General features: G+C 73.1%; 1 protein-coding gene. It reads right to left on the reverse strand.

What is annotated here, in order from left to right:
* Positions 1 to 1317, reverse strand: a 1317-nt coding sequence (locus tag QN357_RS18965; RefSeq protein WP_323505394.1) for a hypothetical protein, incomplete at both ends; no start/stop codon positions are given.

A 1317-nucleotide genomic window follows, 5' to 3' on the forward strand; every position in this document is an offset into this window, starting at 1 on the left:
TGCCTGGGCGGCATCCGCGCGGTCGGCGCGCTCATTCCACTGCGCGGCCTCGTCGGTGCGGCCGAGTTCCTCGAGCACCTCGGCATAGGCGGAGAACAGCTCGGCACTGTAGGAGAACGCGGTCTTCGGGTCGAGCTGCGGGATGTCGAGCTCGGCCAGGGCGGCCTCGGTCTCCCCGAGGTCGAGACGGGCACCGGACATCGCGATCGCCAGGGCGACCTGGACGCCGGCGGGCAGGGTGGAGCGGTCGACGGAACGGCCGAGCTCGAGGGCGCGGTCCGGGCGACCGACGCCGCGTTCGCTGTCGACCATGAGCGGCAGCTGCGAGTTGGACCCGGAGATGCGGCGGTAGGTGCGCAGTTCGCGCAGAGCAAGGGCGAAGTCGCCCGTGGCGTACGCGGTGATCGCGAGGCTCTCCCGCACGACCGCGATGCGGCCGGCACGGCGGGCGGCGCTCATCACGTGACGGTGGGCGAGCTCGGGGTCTTCGTCGATGACCCGGGCGGCCATGGCGAGGTGGGCGCCGACGGCCTCGGCGTTGTCCTTGGTCAGGGTCTTGAGTTCGTTCCGTGCGATCCGGTCGAGGTCGGCAGACGAGATGTCGTCGGGGAGCTCGGGGTCGTCGTGGCGCGGGCGCACCGAACGCAGCTCGCGCTGCATCCGCTGCTCTTCGGTCATTTCCTCTTCGACGGCGCGGGCATCGCGGTCGCCGCGGGCGGGGGCGCCGTCGCGGGTCCAGAGCTTCTTGCCGGCGTCGCCACGCGGTGCTCCGGCGCGGGTGGCCGAACCGCCGCGCTGGGTCGCGTTCGCCCAGGGCTTGCGGTCGCCGCCCGACTGCGGACGCTCGGTGCGCGGTGCGTCCTTCGACCACGGCTTGCGCTCGCCGGTCTGGGGACGATCGGAGTTGCCGCGGTACGCGGGACGTTCGCCGTCGCGCTGCGGGCGGTCGGTGCGGGGCGCGTCTTTCGACCAGGGCTTGCGCTCGGCGCCGCCCTGCGGACGGTCGGAGTTGCCACGGTACGGGGCGCGCTCGCCCGACTGCGGACGGTCGGAGTTGCCACGGTACGGAGGACGCTCACCATCACGCTGCGGGCGCTCAGTGTTGCCGCGGTAGGGCGCGCGCTCACCGGACTGCGGACGCTCGGAGTTGCCACGGTACGGAGCACGGTCGCCCTGGGGGCGCTCGGAATTGCCGCGGTACGGGGCACGCTCGCCCGACTGCGGACGCTCGGAATTACCGCGGTACGGAGGACGCTCACCATCACGCTGCGGGCGCTCAGTGTTGCCGCGGTAGGGCGCGCGCTCACCGGACTGCGG

The organism is Cryobacterium sp. RTC2.1, from assembly GCF_035018685.1.
GTDB classification, from domain to species: Bacteria; Actinomycetota; Actinomycetes; order Actinomycetales; family Microbacteriaceae; genus Cryobacterium; species Cryobacterium glucosi.